Below are 13,411 nucleotides of genomic sequence, written 5' to 3'. Positions count from 1 at the left end.
TCATTAAACTATTGCACGTTAAGCTCAAAAACTGAGCTACTTAGGGGACTGATTTTCCCGGGAGCAAGGTTTAACCCTACTTTCATCAGGTAATCCCCGCTAAAAGTCTTTCCATTGTCGGGATGTGTAGAAGGGCTATCCGGCAAAAGGTTGATTTCTTTCAATTGGTATTTTTTTTCGGGATCCAGTCCGGATAACAAGACCTTGCCCATAAATTCCTTTCTTCTGAAGTTCAGCAGGTAATTGAACAATACGGCTTTGTCTTTGGCATCATCCACATACATTAACACGGCCCTGTTTTCTTCGTAAGGAGAAACCAAACGATACAAATCACCGAACCAGATCACCTTGCTGATGCGGTTATAATTTTCCACCGCTGCTTTGCTGAACTGAATTTCAGCGGGAGTCATGCTGTTCACCCGAATATCATAGCCCATTTTCCCCATCATGGCAACATCAGTACGGAACTTCAAAGATTGCTTGCCCATAGAAGTTACATGGCTTGAAACTGTCAGCGAGGGGAAGAAATTAAGGTATCCCCATTGGATAAATACACGCTCTAAACCATCGGTATTGTCACTGGGCCAGAACTCCGTAAAGTACTTCAATCCGCCATAATCTACGCGACCACCACCACCGGCACAAAGCATGATGGGCAGGTGAGGATGCTTTTTCCTTAGTCTTTCCATCACGGCATACAAGCTCCTGGTATAATCAATAAACAGATTACCCTGATCGGCTTTTAAAAACGGAGAAAAAGTATTGGTCAGCATCCGGTTGCAATCCCATTTCACAAAGGCGATTCCTGGATTTTGAGTAATCAGGTCATTCACCGTGTTGAAAACAAAGTCCTGCACTTTCGGGTTCACCAGGTCCAGTACCAACTGATTTCTGGAAAGCGACTCTTCCCGGTTTGGCAGTTTAAGTACCCATTCCGGGTGTTGTTCATACAGCTCACTCTTCGGACTAACCATCTCAGGTTCCAGCCAGATGCCAAATTTCAGACCTCTGTTACCCGCTTCTTTGACCAGATGACCAATACCACCCGGTAGTTTCTTTTGATCTACCTGCCAATCGCCCAAAGCAGTTTTATCTGCATCGCGTGGATATTTATTGCCAAACCAACCATCATCAAGCAGGAATAAATCTACTCCCAGTTTTTTTGCACCATCAAATAAATCGACCAGGACCTCCTGATTAAAATCCATGTGTGTGGCTTCCCAGTTGTTTAGCAGGGTTAAACGGGGTTGATCCCCATCAGGAATATTGTATTTCCTTGCCCAGCGGTGTAGGTTTCTGCTGGCCTGTCCTTTACCCTGATTCGTATAAGTAAATATAAATGCAGGGGTTTCAAAGGTCTTCCCGGGCATCAGCTTATATTCGGAAGCATAAGGATTCATCCCATTGATCATTCTTAATGAGTTTTGCTGATCAATTTCGAAGGAACATTGAAAATTCCCTGACCAGGCCAATGTCCCGGCCAGAAGTTCTCCGGTATTTTCCTCTGCCGGTTTGTTTAAGGATAAAAAGAAAGCCGGAGCGCGGTACATGTGCGCACGGGTGCCCAGCTTACTGTCCAGGATTTTAATCCCGGAGGTCAACTGTGTCTCTTTCATCCTCATTTCCGTCATATAATCGCCGTCAAACTGACTTAGCCAATATTTTGACGCCTCAAAATGAAGCATCGATGAGGCATAATTACTTAACATCACTGCTTTCTTTTCCTGGTGTTTGATTTCCGTCCAGGTTTTGATCACATTCTCCTTGTAATAGGCTGCAAAATGTAGGATTACGGTTACCGGATACTTCGGATCTTTAAGGGTAATGGAGGTTAGCGTAACCGTTCCATCGGACTTATCCGTTTGATGGCCTGCGTAAATCAGATCTAAAGAAGGGTTACCATCCGCATGCACCATCCTGATGGCAGGTTCAAACAGGTCGCCCATTCCGGCACCAATATAAGCTTCATGTTTAGCAGCCTGCAATAAAGCCTGATCATCCGGATGGATCAGCGGTTGTCCCAGATAACTCTGGTAAAGCTTTCCATTATTGCCAACGGTAAAAACCAGTAACGAATTTTTCGTTTCCACCTTCAACTGCAGCGCTTTTTGTGCATAACTGAAAGTTACCGCATTTCCCCAAATCAGCAGGATAGCGCAGATTTTGTATAAATTAATGTTCATTTGCTCTGAAATTACCACAGCAATTTGAGCAATTTCTGACATTTTACAGCTACTTCTGTTAGCCAGCTATTCAGTCATTTTAGCAAAAAAAGGGTTCTAAACAGGGAATGCCTGCTTTTAAGGAATAATAGTTTAAAAACCCTGGAAGGATTTGATCCCCCTTCCAGGTGCATTCTTAAATCATGGCTTTTAAGCGGTCAGTTGAGGCAGCGCGACATGATATTCTTCGAACAGCTCTTTACAGCTTTTTGCACGGACTTCATAATTGGCCAATCCACCGGTTTCCAATCCAAACAATCTTTCTAAAATACGGACCGTTTCGCAAGGGATATCCTTGTCATCTCCAACCTGGAGCTTCCTGTAATTGTGAAAGGTGTTGATAGAAGCATTAATGATTTTTGGCATCAATTTTTTGATCAGTTTATGCTGATTATAAGTCAGCTTTTCCATGCATTCGTTAATCTTATACTTGTCCATAACAGCGTTTTAAAGTACACAGATCATTTCTAAGTAAACTTGTGGACGTGCTCCCTTGAGCATCCGGTCCATTCATAAAACATTTTTTTTTACGCATAACGTTGATTTTCCTGATTATAAACTTATTACGAGTCAATAAGCCCAATACATTCTCTTTACCACATCATCCGATGGGATAAAAATCAAAAAACCGGGAAGTCATTTCGTTTTAGGTTAACCGACCTGGCGATCGGCTGGATAGTCTCAATCAATAAGAAACTTACTGAAATAAAACGTTCCACAACTCAAAACTAAGTAGTTAGCTTAAAAAAAACAAGAGCCAGAATAAAAAAAATCAACTATTATCATAAAATCTGCGTTTACAAGATGGAAAGGCAGAAAATAATTAATAAAATATTATAACACACTGATAAACAGGGTCAAGATGTCAATTCAGAATTTGTTGTATAAATACTTTAGCAAGGTTCTCATAATCTTTATCAAAAGCATTACAGCTTTCATCAGCTCAGGGTTTAATGACTTTGGCCAATACGGCAGGCACTTGCAATAAATCGTAATCATGGTCATAAATCAGGTACCTGTTTTGCCATTCCGGGGCAAACTTTTCCTTTGCTGCACGCAGCCCTTTATAATGAGAAAATGACCTGATCTTCTCATAGGCAAATTTCATGGAACGCTCCGGAAAATTATGGGGATCAACCAGGCCAGACATCGGCGCAAAGCCCAGATTTACTTTCGTATAGCCTGCGGTTTTCAGGTGCTCAAAAAGTGTCACCATGATGAAGTCTATGATGCCATTAGGGGCGTCAGCGGTCTTTCGGATCAGGTCGTAAGTACCTTCGCCAGGGGCATAGTCGGGGATGATATTGATAAAGGCGACAATCTTCTCTTCTGCATTTTCTACCGTAATGATGGTATGTCCCTTTAACTCTTCCCAGCTGAACATCCCTTGCGAAAATACCAGCTCTTCGCGGTCCATATCCTCCAGCCAGCTATCAGAAACCGACTTTATCTTTTGCAATAAGCCATCTTTAACTGGTGGCGTATAGACCTTTGTCTGGTAGCCCTGATCGGCCACTTTTTTCAGGGCATTACGAATGGATTTTTTACTCCCTCCTTCCAAAGAAAATCCGGCAAGGTCTAATATCCCCTCCTGACCTAAAAATAACCGCTTTTTCCCCTGGGATAAGAAATCTTCCAGGCTTTCTTCCGGTACCCTGTAGTACAGACTTTTCATCCCGTTTTCAAAGCAATACTTATCGAAATCCCGGATAAAAGCCTTCCTGTTTTCAGGAGAAGTAACCGGACATTCCAATACGACGGCAAAATTCCCGGCCATCCGGTAAGCGACAAATCCTGCTATTGAATCTGAAAAATAAATCAACTTGTCTTGATACGTTTTAAAATAATCAATTCCGGAATTGCCATACTTTTCCAATAGCTGACTGGCCTTTACAAATTCCGCTTCCTCCGTTTCATCATTAAATATATACGGCCTGATGAGGGTATAAATCAGGAATCCAATAGATAAAAAGCCACTGATATTGATGGAATATAAGAAGCCCCTGGCAAAATGATCCATAGGTTGCAGGTCATCATTGCCAATCAGGATAAAATTCTCCAGGGTATACCGGATCGACTGCCACCAGCTAAAATCCAGGTTAAAATGCTTTTTATCGAGAAAATAAAAGCCGATAGTGCCATAAATCAGAATACCCAAAATACTGAGCAAGGTGGTCTGAATACCAAAAGACCTGAGTTTGGCATTGTTTCTTACATAGTATTCTTTTCTGGAAGCCATTAAAATCACCATGACCAATACGGAAAAACCTGCTTCCTCATAATCAATCGCCTTCGTTAAATTCCCCACGAGGGAAAGTAAACACAGGGCCATTGCAAAATACCAGGCCATTCTCAAACCTTTCAGCATGAAAGCCGCAGTAACCAGTAAAAATAAGCCGGCTACCAATACAAAATAGTTGGAAGCAGTAATGGCTTCTATGGGGATAAAATCCTTGACAAACCTGAGTCTGGAATGAATGGCAGGGGTCAGTACGGATACAATATTGATCACCCCCAGCAAGAGTAAAAACAAGGCAGGAACGACACGCATCAACAGCTTATTGATCCGGAAAAGGAAACTCATGGCACCAATAAACATCGGAATCCAGAACTCCATAAACCGGTAAAGAAAAGTAACAGATACGGCTTGTGCTGCAGAATAACCTAAGCGGATCAGGATAAAAGTCATGGAAGCCTCTACAGCACCCAGGCCCCTTAGAAAGGGGGAAATGATCAGAAAAACCACGGCAACAATATAGCTGATCACCGCCGCGCCCCAGGAAGCAGGAAGGTCTAAAGCCAGCATGGCGATATAAATATGGACGATGCCCACCAGTTCAATCAAGCTGCTGTATAAAAAAGTAGCAATGAAATGCCTGCGTTCAATCTGGTTGTTCCTGAATTCTGCGGCGTACACTTCTATTACAGGAATATATTTAATCATAAACCGGTATAAGCGCCCTCTTTTGATCACAGAGCGATATAAATAGTAAATCCCTGTGATCAATAGTATAGCGGCAATTAAGCCAAACCACTCCCCGGAACCAATGCTTCCTTCCAGAACGGCATAAATAAACACCGGAATGGCAATCACCAGCACGGATAAAATCCCTACAAACCCATAGATAGAAGAGGCAAAATTAATCTGAGACTTGCTGACTCCTTTCTGCTCAATCGGACTGCTAAAAAAAGCAAGAGAAGAAACGCCGCCGGCAGGTAAAAAGACACTGATAAAATTACGTTTCAGATAAAGTAAAGTACCATCGGCAATAGAAATCTTACTGGAAACTGCAGCGAAGGAAGAACGGTACATCATGCCATGGATAAAAACATAGGCGACACTCAAGGCAATTCCTAAAGCAATCCATACCCATTTGGCGGTAATCAGCAACTGCTTTACCTCTCGTATTTCACCTCGCTGCTGCTTTATAAACCAGATTGCCAGTCCGATAAAAAACAGACTAAATACATAACTGGATATAATTTTACCGTTCTCCCGTAAAAAGGGCACAAAGAATTTGAGTCGCTTCATTGTTTTCGTAGATAAGCCGTATCGGTCTTAACTAAAGATACGGCTTATCTAAAAAAACATGATGAAGAAATCTTCATACTAAAAGAACTTATTTTATCGTTTCTTTAATTTCTCCGCAAGTCAGCATTGATTCTCCGTAATATGGATTTTTAATGTCTTTTTGATTGCTCAACCAGGAAGCGCCTTTATCATTCATCGCCATTGGGCAATATTCAACATAGATCTCGCCACCAGTAACTCCGGAAGCTTTTGCTCTTTGGATAAAATCATCACTCAATGCTGCATAAGCAACTCTTTGTACTTCAATATCTGTGGCATTGCTGATTTTAGTCGCTAATGCCAATACTGCCGCAGGGTTTGACAATGCTTTTGCACCCAGCTCAATCGCCTGAGCAGCAACTTTTGCTTCTGCAACATCACCATTGGTTAAGGCGGTTGTCAAATGAATATAATGAGGATATACCGCATTTAATTTATCGTCTTTTAAACTCACCTGACCAGTTTCAGCAACTGCTGCTGTTTTTTCTTCTTTAGCATGATCATGACCTTCATGAGATTCTTCTGCAGGTTTCTGAGAATTTCCACAGGCCGCAAATAATGTGACTGTAGCAAATGTGATGGCTAAACTTGTGATTGTTTTCATGTTGTTTTTATTTAATTGTTCTTATTTTAATTTCAAACCGTCTATCGGGTTTTTTCCTTTTTTCAAAATATATTCACTGTATAACAGATAAGCACCGGTCACTACGACCTCTTCGCCGGCAGCTAATCCTGCGGTAATCTCCACCTGATTGTCGTTCTCCTGACCTGTGGTTACCCGTTTTGGCTCAAAGTTATCCTTACCTTTTTTCACCCAGACATGCATCCCTTTACCATCTCTGATCACGGCATCCACAGGCAAAGTCAGGACGCTGCTTTTCTGATTCCCGGAAGGGAGAAACACATTGGCCTGAGCGCCGGGTTGCCATTGCTGATTCGGGTTAGGAATACTTCCCCTGATTTGCGTTAACTGCGTCCCTGTAAGTAAGGAAGGCGTGATAAAACTGATGGTCATTTGTTGCGGCTGATCTTCCCAGCCGGGGATCACAACTTTCACCTTTTGTCCTTCTTTAACACTCCCCGCTTCATTCGGATAGACATCGGCTTCCACCCATAGCTCGCCGTAACCTTCCAGCCTCATAATTGGACCACCTTCCGATACATACTGACCTGGTGTCACAGAAAGCTCGGCGACTACGCCGCCTTCCGGTGCAAAGAAAGTCACATATGGATTCTTCTTCTGGCTGGCCAGCAAAGCTTTCACCTGCCCTTCAGATTGTCCATAAAGCAAGAGTTTCTGCTTGCCAGATTCCACCAGCTGCTGTTCAATCTTATCTCCCGGGAACTGCTTTTGTTGCGCTACTGCCATCAGATATTCCTGTTGCAAAGCCGCAAGCTGCTCTGAATACAACTGATATAAAGGCTGTCCTTTTTTCACGCTAACACCCGTTTCCCTCACATACAACTGCTCAATTCTACCCGCAATACGGCTGGAAATATAGCTGCTTTGTTGCGGATCAACCGTTAACCTGCCATTCAGTTGTTTGCTTCCGGAAATGGAGTTTGCGCCAATCATTACCGTAGTAATGTTTGCCAGAATCTGCCTTTTCTCATCCACTTTCAAAGCCTTCTCATTGCTGTTCTTTTCAAAAGGCACTAAATCCATCCCACAGATCGGACAAGTACCCATTTCTTCTTTGACCACCTGAGGGTGCATCGGACAGGTATAAGTCTGTTTTTTCACAGCAACCCCCGCCTTATCTTCCTTCAGCTCGCTTTTACAAGCGGCTATAAATACCGTTGGAACCAGGGCAATCATGGCCATCTGTTTTAAAAATAATTTACGTTCCATATTTAAAGCTCCTTGTTTTCTGTCATTTTAATAAAACTCTCGCTGTCTACCAGGTAAGCGGCGTTCTTGCTGATGTTCCAGCTGCTGATATCCGATTTAATCTGGACTTTTCCAGCAATGCTGATTCCTGCATCTACCACTTTAGGGACAAATACATTTCCTTCTTTTTTAAAGACGACTTTCTTATTTCCTACGGAAATGACTGCCTCTTCTGGCAACCACCAGGATGCCGGCAATTGCAAAGGAATTCTCGCCGTCACCAACTGACCAACTTTAATCTTTGGGTTGTTCAGATAAGCTCTCGCAATGGTGAAATTCTCGCCGTTCTTGAAAGTCGGCTGTATCAGCCCAATCCTGGCCGTCTGGCTTTCTGATTTATCAGCAGTCTTATAAAAAACAAACTTGCTGCCTACCGATAGATGGGCTGCCAATGCTGCTTTCAAAGAAAACTCTGCCACCAGCTGATCCGAGCTGTATACTGTAAATAGTGACGCACCTGCAGCAACATACTGTCCTTCTCTTAATAACACCGGAGAATTAACCGGAGCCGCAGGACTGGTTGGCGTGGCCGCAGCCGCCGCATCACCACTCATACTCCCCATGCCATCGCCACCCGCAGGGGCAGCCGAAGCTGCTGCCGGACTTGCTACCGCAGCAGCAGATTTCTCCAGGATAAATCCGGAAACATTGCTGTACACCGGAATGCGGTAATCCGGTGTACCACGTTTCAATAAAGCGCTGATTCCAGTCGGGGTCATACCCAGTAACAACAAACGTTGCTTCCCTTTATCTAACATTACCGGATCATTTCCAGTGCGGTAAATGAACAGCAATTCCTGTTGTGCTGCAGCCAGATCAGGAGAATAAATCTCCATAATCAACTGCCCTTTCTTCACCGGCTGGTAATTGTATTTAATCCATAACCGCTCTATTCTTCCCCCGATTTTACTCGAAATATTGTGCTGGTTTCTCGTGTCATAATTGATCATTCCCTGTACCTCTTCGGTAAAGATTTTTGATCCATATTCCGCTTTAATAACCGGAAGCGGAGAAACCACCTGCTCATTGGAAGGTTTCAATAAATGGGAAAGGTTGCTGTCTACATTGACAGTCGCCGGATCATGATGCGCATCAAACTTCTTTTTCTCTTTACACGCGCTCAACCACAACATACTGATCGCCGCCAGTCCCATGATGACACGTTTATTTGTGCCGGGCTTAACGATATAATTCTTTCTCATAATCTACGATCATTAAATAAAGTTTCAGTTTCTCATCCAATACATTGGCCTGCATCATGGTCAAAGCCTCCCAGGTCCCGATCACTTCTGGTAATTCCATTTTGTTTTCCCTGTAGTTCAGCATACTCACATCCATGGTCTTTTTCAAAGTGGGAATGATCGTCTTTTCCATCGCCTCTATGCGTTTTTGCATGGACTGGATCTCGAACTGCATCCCGTACAACATTCCCTGAGTTTCCTGGAGCATGGCTGCTTTTTCTTTTTCCATTGCCAACACTTCATAACCCATTCCTTTGGCTTCTGATTTATACATTTTCGAAGACCATGGTGCAATCGGAATACTCACCATTCCCATCACACTAAAGGCTTTGGGCATCATTTTCGTTAATGGCGACATATGGTCAAACCGCAGTTTAAAATCTGGTTTTGCCTGTTTCTGCATGGCCTCAATGTTTAATTTCATCGATTGAATGCTGAAATCCATTTTCTCAATATCCTTCCTCACCATCGCCAGACTCCCTGTGTCAATTGCCGAAGCAGGCACGTAAGTTGGCTGATAAGTGGAATCTATTGCGAAATCCATATTACCGGGATTGTTCATCAGACTGTTTAACCAGGCTTTAGATTTGGCCATATCGCCTTCCATCATGCGGATCATATTTCTATTCTCCTCAATTTTTGCGGTGGCCCGATAAACGCTGCTTAATTTCGACTGATTAAAAGGATACCTGATCTCTTCCACCTTTTTCATGGTTTGCATGATCTTCTCATTCTCTTTCAATACGGCAATTCTTTGCATCGAAACCAGCCAGCCGAAGTACAGGCGCTTTGCCTGTGCTTTATATTCATTAAGCGTCACACCTCTGGTCGCATTCTCGACCTTTCCTTTCGATTCAATGAACTTTTTATTGGCTTTCAATTTCGCCGGATTAGGAATATCCTGCTCCAGTTGTACCATAACCGCACCTTTATCCCCCTCATCCATGATCATCTGACCTGGATATGGGGTCATAAATGTACCCACACCAATCATAGGGGCCATCCAGGCCGTAGCCGCATTGGCTGTATGTTTAAAGCTTTCTGCCCGCAGTCCATAAGACTGTAACAGTAAGTTATTCTTATCAATTTTATTCAAAATGGTATCCAGCGAAAGCACAGGCTTTTCCAGTGAAGACCCTGATTTCGTTTGTGAAACCACGGGTTTAACCGCTGAAACCACCGGTTTTTCCTGCGCAACTGCTACCGCAGCAAAAGGTAACATGCATACCAATGCTGCTATTCTTTTAATGTTGTACATCGTGAACCTCCAGTTTTCCATATTTTCTCAATTCGTATTCTTTTGACATCAAAAAGATCAGTGGTGTCACCAGCAAAATGTGCGTAGAAGAAGTCAGTACACCCCCAATCATCGGCAAGACAATCGGCAGCATCACATCTACCCCAACTCCCGAGGCCCATAATACCGGCACCAGGCCAAACAGCGACACAGAAACCGTCATCAGTTTCGGTCTTAATCTTCTGGCAGCACCATAAATCACATGTTCTCTTAAATCTTCTTTGCTGATCGTCTCACTGGAATTCCCTTTCAGTTTGATCAGTTGTGCCATGGCATCATTCAGGTAAATCACCATCACAATTCCCGTTTCAACGGCAATTCCGAATAAGGCAATAAAGCCGACAGCTACCCCTACCGAAAGATTAACTCCCCAGAAGTAGATCATGTAGGCACCCCCGATTAAGGCAAAAGGAACCGTTATCAAACTCAGGAAAGCTTCCCTGATCGATTTAAAAGCAAAATATAAAGAGAAGAAAATGATCAGTAATACCACGGGTGCAATCCACATCAGCGTCTGTTTACCGCGGATCAGGTTTTCATATTGCCCACTCCATTCCAGGAAATATCCTTCAGGAAGCATCCCTTTCTCTTTATTCAATTTCTCCATAGCCTCCTGAACGGTACTTCCTAAATCTCTGTCCCTCACGTTAAACATTACTGCTCCACGAAGGATCGCATTATCGGAACTAATCATCGGCGGACCATCCTCAAACTTAATGTCAGCAACGGCTGATAGTGGCACCTCGCCAAATCCTTTCGACTGAACCGGAATCCGCTTAATCTGTTCTACACTATTTCTATATTCCTGAGCCAGACGCACACTGATTGAAAAACGCTGACGCCCTTCAATGGTATTTCCGATGGTTGCACCACCCAATGCTGTTTCTACAATCTGGTTCACATCATCCACATTTAAGCCATAACGCGCCAGTTCCTCCCTTTTCACGTCAATAGAAAGGTATTTACCACCCGTTATCGGCTCTACAAAAAGATCGCTTACGCCATCTGTACCTTCCAGCGCCGCTTTCACACGCTCAGAAACGGAAGCAATGGTATCCAGATTTTGTCCGAAAACCTTAATCCCTACGTCGGTACGAATTCCCGTAGCCAGCATATTGATCCTGTTGATGATGGGCTGAGTCCAGCCATTCACCACTCCGGGAATCTGCAGTTTTGCATCCAGTTCAGTAACGATGTCTTTTTTTGTAATGCCCGCTCTCCATTCGCTTTTCGGTTTCAGCGTGATGATGGTTTCGATCATACTGATCGGAGAATTATCGGTCGCCGTATTGGCTCTACCTGCTTTTCCCAGTACCTTATCCACCTCTGGTACCGACTTGATAATCTTGTCCTGCACCTGCAAAATCCTTTTCGCTTCTGCATTGGAAACATCCGGCAAAGTAACCGGCATAAACAGAATGCTCTGCTCATCCAATGGCGGAATAAACTCCGTGCCCAGATTTTTCAATAGCGGAATAGTGATCAGTAAAGCAATAATATTGATCGCTAAAGTTGTTTTTCTCCAGTTCAACACCGTTCTGATCACCGGTTCATACACCTTCTCCAACACCCGGTTTACGGGATTGGCACTATCAGGTCTGAACTTTCCTTTCATAAAGAAAGAAATCAGTACCGGTGCTAAAGTGATCACCAGCAAAGCATCAACGATCATGATGAACGTCTTTGTAAATGCCAGGGGATGGAACAGTTTACCCTCTTGCCCTGTCAGCATAAATACCGGCAGGAATGAAGTGATAATGATGATGGTTGCAAAGAAAACACCCCTTGAAACCTGTTTACTGGATTTAGTGATGATCGCCAGGCGCTCTTCTTCCGTAATCCAATCCGGGGATTTACGGAATCTATTTTTTAACCACTTAATCATGAGTCTTTGTTTTTTGTTGTTCTTCCTCCCAGATCAGATAACGCTCTGAAAGGTGTTTGTAAGCATTCTCACTCATGATAATTCCATTGTCGACAATCACACCGATGGCCAGGGCAATCCCGGTTAGCGACATGATGTTGGAGGAAATATCAAAAGCATTCAGTAGAATAAAACTAGCGGCAATGGTGATGGGAATCTGAATAATGATACTCACCGCACTACGCCAGTGGAAAAGGAAAATGATGACAATAATGGAAACCACAATCATCTCTTCGATCAGGGTATTGGTGATGGAATCTACCGACTCTTTAATCAGCTCACCACGGTCGTACACAATGTCGAACTTAACACCTTTAGGCAAACCTTTGGAAACTTCTTTCATTTTGGCTTTTACCTTTTCAATCACCTCTGCGGCATTCTCGCCATAGCGCATCACCACAATTCCTCCGGCACGTTCGCCTTCCCCATCCTGGTCAAAAATCCCCAGACGGGTTTCTCCGGTCATCTGTACCGTAGCCAGATCGGAAACCCGGATCGGTGTACCATTTTGGTTTTTCACCGGGATATCCGCAATCTCTTTAATGGATTTCAGGTAGCCTGAAGTCTTTATAATGTAGCCCATATCACTCATTTCAAACTTCCTGCCGCCGGATTCGTTATTGTTGCTACGCACCGCCGCAATCACCTCCGGGGCAGTCAATTTGTAATAAAGTAATTTATTGGGATCTATTGATATCTGATATTGTTTCTGAAAGCCTCCAAAAGAAGCGATCTCACTCACGCCTGGTACGGTTTGCAAAGCAAACTTTACATACCAATCCTGAATGGCACGCTGCTCGCCTAAATCCATATCCGGAGCATCCAGGGTATACCACAATACATGGCCTACCCCTGTTCCGTCTGGCCCCAGCTGTGGCGCTACGCCTTCCGGCAAAGTTTTTGAAATGGTACTGATGCGTTCCAGCACCCGCTCTCTTGCCCAGTACACGTCCACATCATCCTCAAAGATGACATAGATAAAGCTCATTCCGAACATGGACGATCCACGAACGTATTTAATCTTAGGGATTCCCTGCAAATTGGTGACCAGCGGATAGGTGACCTGATCTTCGATCAGTTGCGGTGAGCGGCCCATCCACTCTGTGAAAACGATCACCTGGTTTTCGGACAGGTCCGGTATCGCATCTATCGGGTTTTTCTTGACGGCATAAATACCCCAGACGAACAACCCTAAAGACAGTACCAGCACAATAAACCGGTTGCGCATGGACCATTCTATAATTTTATGTACCATTTTTTGTTAT

Annotated in this window: 9 protein-coding genes; all 9 read right to left on the bottom strand. The window is 43.6% G+C overall.

The genetic code is table 11. The features are described from left to right. Nucleotides 1–8 precede the first annotated feature (8 nt). The 9 genes from OQX61_RS22840 to OQX61_RS22800 all read right to left on the bottom strand — a co-directional run bounded on the left by OQX61_RS22840 (nt 9) and on the right by OQX61_RS22800 (nt 13,401). The gene (locus OQX61_RS22840; protein WP_265844149.1) at nt 9–2,183 is read right to left on the bottom strand and encodes an alpha-galactosidase; all 2,175 of its coding nucleotides are present in this window, start codon (nt 2,181–2,183) and stop codon (nt 9–11) included. A 189-nt stretch (nt 2,184–2,372) separates the two neighbouring features. Continuing rightward, a complete protein-coding gene (locus tag OQX61_RS22835; protein ID WP_265844147.1) occupies nt 2,373–2,660 on the bottom strand; it encodes a hypothetical protein in 288 nt (95 codons plus the stop codon). 505 nt (nt 2,661–3,165) lie between these two features. Continuing rightward, complete coding sequence (locus OQX61_RS22830) at nt 3,166–5,754, bottom strand: phosphatidylglycerol lysyltransferase domain-containing protein (protein WP_265844146.1); 2,589 nt, start codon at nt 5,752–5,754, stop codon at nt 3,166–3,168. 88 nt (nt 5,755–5,842) lie between these two features. Further along, nucleotides 5,843–6,397, bottom strand: coding sequence for a DUF3347 domain-containing protein (locus OQX61_RS22825; RefSeq protein ID WP_265844145.1), 555 nt, complete (start codon nt 6,395–6,397; stop codon nt 5,843–5,845). A 21-nt stretch (nt 6,398–6,418) separates the two neighbouring features. Next, nucleotides 6,419–7,645, bottom strand: a complete 1,227-nt coding sequence (locus OQX61_RS22820; RefSeq protein ID WP_265844144.1) for an efflux RND transporter periplasmic adaptor subunit — start codon at nt 7,643–7,645, stop codon at nt 6,419–6,421. 2 nt (nt 7,646–7,647) lie between these two features. Continuing rightward, nucleotides 7,648–8,886 carry an efflux RND transporter periplasmic adaptor subunit gene (locus OQX61_RS22815; protein WP_265844143.1) on the bottom strand — a complete coding sequence of 413 codons (1,239 nt, stop codon included), beginning with the start codon at nt 8,884–8,886 and terminating at the stop codon, nt 7,648–7,650. Beyond that, a complete protein-coding gene (locus OQX61_RS22810) occupies nt 8,864–10,204 on the bottom strand; it encodes a TolC family protein (protein WP_265844142.1) in 1,341 nt (446 codons plus the stop codon). The genes OQX61_RS22815 and OQX61_RS22810 overlap by 23 nt, the downstream gene beginning before the upstream one ends. Further along, nucleotides 10,170–12,107 (bottom strand): efflux RND transporter permease subunit, encoded by a 1,938-nt coding sequence (locus OQX61_RS22805; RefSeq protein ID WP_265844141.1) that lies wholly within the window; start codon nt 12,105–12,107, stop codon nt 10,170–10,172. The genes OQX61_RS22810 and OQX61_RS22805 overlap by 35 nt, the downstream gene beginning before the upstream one ends. Continuing rightward, nucleotides 12,100–13,401: an efflux RND transporter permease subunit gene (locus OQX61_RS22800; protein ID WP_265844140.1), complete on the bottom strand. Its 1,302-nt coding sequence runs from the start codon at nt 13,399–13,401 to the stop codon at nt 12,100–12,102. Before OQX61_RS22800 ends, OQX61_RS22805 begins: the two co-directional genes overlap by 8 nt. Nucleotides 13,402–13,411 lie beyond the last annotated feature (10 nt).

The sequence above is a fragment of the Pedobacter sp. PLR genome (genome assembly GCF_026239675.1).
Classification (GTDB): Bacteria; Bacteroidota; Bacteroidia; order Sphingobacteriales; family Sphingobacteriaceae; genus Pedobacter.
Note: the sequence above shows the minus strand (reverse complement) of the source record. Positions and strands in the feature narration are given on the sequence as shown.

What these genes read in the sequence shown, in the direction of transcription:
- OQX61_RS22840 (WP_265844149.1), bottom strand. Translation starts at nt 2,183, where the DNA reads ATGAACATTAATTTATACAAAATCTGCGCTATCCTGCTGATTTGGGGA.
- OQX61_RS22835 (WP_265844147.1), bottom strand. Translation starts at nt 2,660, where the DNA reads ATGGACAAGTATAAGATTAACGAATGCATGGAAAAGCTGACTTATAAT.
- OQX61_RS22830 (WP_265844146.1), bottom strand. Translation starts at nt 5,754, where the DNA reads ATGAAGCGACTCAAATTCTTTGTGCCCTTTTTACGGGAGAACGGTAAA.
- OQX61_RS22825 (WP_265844145.1), bottom strand. Translation starts at nt 6,397, where the DNA reads ATGAAAACAATCACAAGTTTAGCCATCACATTTGCTACAGTCACATTA.
- OQX61_RS22820 (WP_265844144.1), bottom strand. Translation starts at nt 7,645, where the DNA reads ATGGAACGTAAATTATTTTTAAAACAGATGGCCATGATTGCCCTGGTT.
- OQX61_RS22815 (WP_265844143.1), bottom strand. Translation starts at nt 8,886, where the DNA reads ATGAGAAAGAATTATATCGTTAAGCCCGGCACAAATAAACGTGTCATC.
- OQX61_RS22810 (WP_265844142.1), bottom strand. Translation starts at nt 10,204, where the DNA reads ATGGAAAACTGGAGGTTCACGATGTACAACATTAAAAGAATAGCAGCA.
- OQX61_RS22805 (WP_265844141.1), bottom strand. Translation starts at nt 12,107, where the DNA reads ATGATTAAGTGGTTAAAAAATAGATTCCGTAAATCCCCGGATTGGATT.
- OQX61_RS22800 (WP_265844140.1), bottom strand. Translation starts at nt 13,401, where the DNA reads ATGGTACATAAAATTATAGAATGGTCCATGCGCAACCGGTTTATTGTG.